Origin of the sequence: Flavobacterium sp., from assembly GCF_043760115.1 — a bacterium.
Lineage (GTDB): Bacteria > Bacteroidota > Bacteroidia > Flavobacteriales > Flavobacteriaceae > Flavobacterium.
In genome coordinates this window covers 1-3,696 of record NZ_JAYUPK010000050.1, presented here as the reverse complement: position 1 = coordinate 3,696, position 3,696 = coordinate 1, and the positions used below count along the sequence as shown (strand labels likewise).

The 3,696-nt window shown below is 28.6% G+C and carries 2 protein-coding genes; both read left to right on the top strand.

From position 1 onward, the window contains the following. The coding region (locus ACH2BC_RS04405; protein ID WP_395052774.1) for a VapE domain-containing protein at window positions 1–1,005 on the top strand (1,005 nt) is incomplete at its 5' end. A gap of 535 nt (window positions 1,006–1,540) precedes the next feature. Continuing rightward, window positions 1,541–3,696 (top strand): DEAD/DEAH box helicase family protein (locus ACH2BC_RS04400; protein WP_395052773.1); only part of this gene is annotated, 2,156 nt, incomplete at its 3' end.

Sequence of the window (3,696 nt, the reverse complement as noted above, 5' to 3'; positions counted from 1 at the left end):
AAAGCAAGAATTAAAACAAATCTTTCATCATTAAGAAATTTATTGTATTCAGATTTCTGTCAATTATTCAATCCATTTGAAGATTACTTTTTCAATTTACCTACTTACGATGAAAAGACCGATTACATTACCGAATTAGCAAACACAATAACCACTACAAAACAAGACCTTTGGCAGCAATGTTTCAAAAAATGGTTGGTGGCTATGGTGGGTTGTGTACTTGATGAAAAAGTCATCAATCACACAGTTATTGTTTTCAGTGGCAAACAAGGATTAGGAAAAACAACCTGGGTGGAGAAGCTAGTTCCAAAACAATTGAAAGAATATTTATTTTCCGGAACCATAAACCCAAACAATAAAGATACTTTAGTTCAACTGGCTGAATGTATGTTAATCAACTTGGACGAATTAGAAAACTTAAACCGTTCCGAAATCGGCAGCTTAAAAGAAATTATCACAAAAACCCAAATCAGAATCCGAAAAGCTTATGGACACAACAACGAAACAATGCCAAGGCGCGCATCATTTGCAGGGAGTGTAAATACTGCACAGTTTTTAAATGATACAACTGGAAGCCGTCGATTTCTTTGTTTTGAATTGGAAGATATTCAATATCAGTATGATGTTGATATAAATTTAGTATTTGCTCAAGCATTTTGTTTATTCAAAAATAATTTTAAATATTGGTTTGGTCAAGAAGAAATTAAATCAATCAATGAAAACAATGAGCAATATCAATTAGGAAGCCCAGAAGAAGAATTACTTTTGACTTGGTTTGAAGCTTGCGATAAAGAAAGTGCAACATCGTTTTTAAACACTTCTCAAATAGCAACAAAGTTGGCTGAAAAAGCTAAAATCAATGTTACCGACAGCACAATCAATAAATTAGGCAGAGCATTAAACAAACATAAATTTACAAAACTTAAAAAGAATGGTATTTATGTATATGCCTTAATAGAAATTTCTTGGGAAGATGTAGACAGTCGAAGCAAAGCTATGGATTAAATTCAACATTAATATTTAGTTCAAAAACCACATTAATTGACTTCAAAAAAAGTAGCAAAAACCCAATGCTACTTTTTTTGTGTTTTCTACTTTTGTTTACTTTGTTTTACATCATTTTAATAGGGTAGGATAGGTAGGTTTACTTTGCAAGAAAGATTTATTTATTTTTAAAATTAAATATTTCAGGTAACATTAGAATTTTTCAAAGCAAATCAATAAACCAATAGGATTTGTTTGCACCAAAAGCACCGAATAAATCAGGTTTTTTATTTTTCTAAAAATAAAAAATCTTTTACTCTAAAAAAACCTACCTATCTTACCCTGAATCAGTTTGCATTGTATTTCATCTTTTTTTTTAGTTTACGGTTTTAAGCATTTTTCTTTCAAATGTTTTTTTGTAGGTTTGTAGATTATACTTTAAATTATAATTTTCATTAATTTAAAACTTTAAAAACTAATGAAATTCAATAATAAACCATTCAAAAGTTTATTTTAAAAATTAATTTGCCTTTAAGCAAAAGTTACAATAGTAAATATGATTATAAAACTTGAAAATTTACCATATCAAGAAACTGCAATTAAATCTATTGTAAAAATTTTTGAAGGCACAGAAAAAAACACATTTGACAATGCTTGTTTTGAGGGTATTCGCTCAAATTACTGTAATTTATCACTTTCAGATCAAGAAAGTAATATAATTGACGTTATCACTGAAAATGGCATTCCAAATGATATTGCTAAACTTTCTAAAGATAATGATATTTGTATTGAAATGGAAACAGGAACAGGCAAAACACTTGTTTATGTTAAAACCATTTATGAATTATTTAAACACTATGGTTTCTCAAAATTTATAATTTTAGTCCCTTCGGTTGCAATTCGTCAAAATATAATTGGAACATTCAAAGGATTTGATAAACAATTGGAAAATATTTATGGTTTCACTCCAAACGCTTTTGAGTACGATAGTAAAAAGTTGCCAAAAGTGACTCAATTTATCGAAGACCAACACCCACAAGTTATGATAATGACTTTGGCATCTTTCAATTCAGAAGATAAAATTTTGAATCAAGCACAAAGAGAAGATTTGTTTAATAATAAACCTTTTATTGAAGCTATTGCAGATACCAATCCAATTATTATTATGGATGAACCTCAAGAGGGAATGGATACTGATAATTCTATAAAACAAATTGCAAAATTAAATCCATTAATAAAAATTCGATATTCTGCAACGCATAAAGTTTTCAAAAATTTAATATACAGATTAACACCTTATGATAGTTACAAAGATGGTTTAGTTAAAAAAATTGAAGTTTTAACAGTTACTGAAAAAAATGATGAAGCAACACTTAAAATTGAATTATCGGATATACAGTTTGGAAAAGGTGATCCAAAAGTGAAATTAAAAGCGTGGCATCTAAATAAAACTAATAATAAAATAGAATTTAAAATTACGGCTTGGCTAAATCTTAATGATAATTTAGGTGAAAAAACAAATAATCCAAGCTACTTAAAATATGTTATTTCAAATATAAATAAAAGTTTAAGAACTGGCAAATGGACAGTTACGTTTTCTAATGGTGCAGAAATTATTGAAAAACAAATAGCTGGAGGTTTAGAGAATATTTGGGCGTTACAATTAGAATGGCTGATTCATAGACATTTCACAAAATCTCAAAAATTAGTTTCTAAAAACATAAAATGTTTGTCGTTAATATTTATTGATAGAGTAGCTAATTATATGGGAGAAACACCAATAATTAAAAATTTATTTATAGAAAAATACAAGGCAATTTATCCTGAATACAACGATGGCAAACAATCAAGTAACGAACAAATTCAAAGCATCCAAGGTTATTATTTTGCACAAAAGTCAAGTGGTGAATTTGCAGACAATGAAGGTGGTATAAATGAACAACGCAAAATCTATGACGCCATACTAAAAGATAAAGAAGAATTATTGCAATTTGGAAATAGTGTAGCAAATAAAATTGAATTTGTATTCTCTCATTCTGCTTTGGGAGTTGGTTGGGACAATCCAAATGTTTTCAATATTGCGACTCTTAGTAATTCATTCTCTGAAATTAAAAAACGACAAGAAATTGGACGTGGTTTGCGTATTTGTGTCAATCAAGACGGTCAAAGAGTATATGATGCTCTAGATGTTGATGATAATGAGCGTGTCAATCAACTTACAGTTATTCCTAATGAAACTTATGAAACATTTGTAACACAATACCAAGAAGAAATAAAATCGCTTTATGGTACAACTAATGCTGGTGCAGGAATGACAAATACGCACAAAGGCATTGCAATAGATGAAGTTAAGTTTAAACGAAATTCAAACCAATCAATAGAAAAGGCATTTAGAAAATATTGGGAAGCATTAGCTAAGAAAACAGAATACACAATGGTATTTAATGAAGAAGCATTAATAAATGATGCTGCAACTTTAATCTCAAAAATAACGATACCAGATTTTGTAATCGAAGCTTCAAGTTTTAAAATTGATGCTTTAACTGAGGATGGAAAACAAGATACATTTCAAGGATCCGAAAAAGTAAAACAAAAATCAACTTTTACGCCTTTAGATTTAATAGAAGAGTTAAGCGAAAATACAGGAATTAGTTATAAAACGCTTTTTAAAATTTTAGAAAGAATAACAAATCTATTAGAAATTATCAAAAA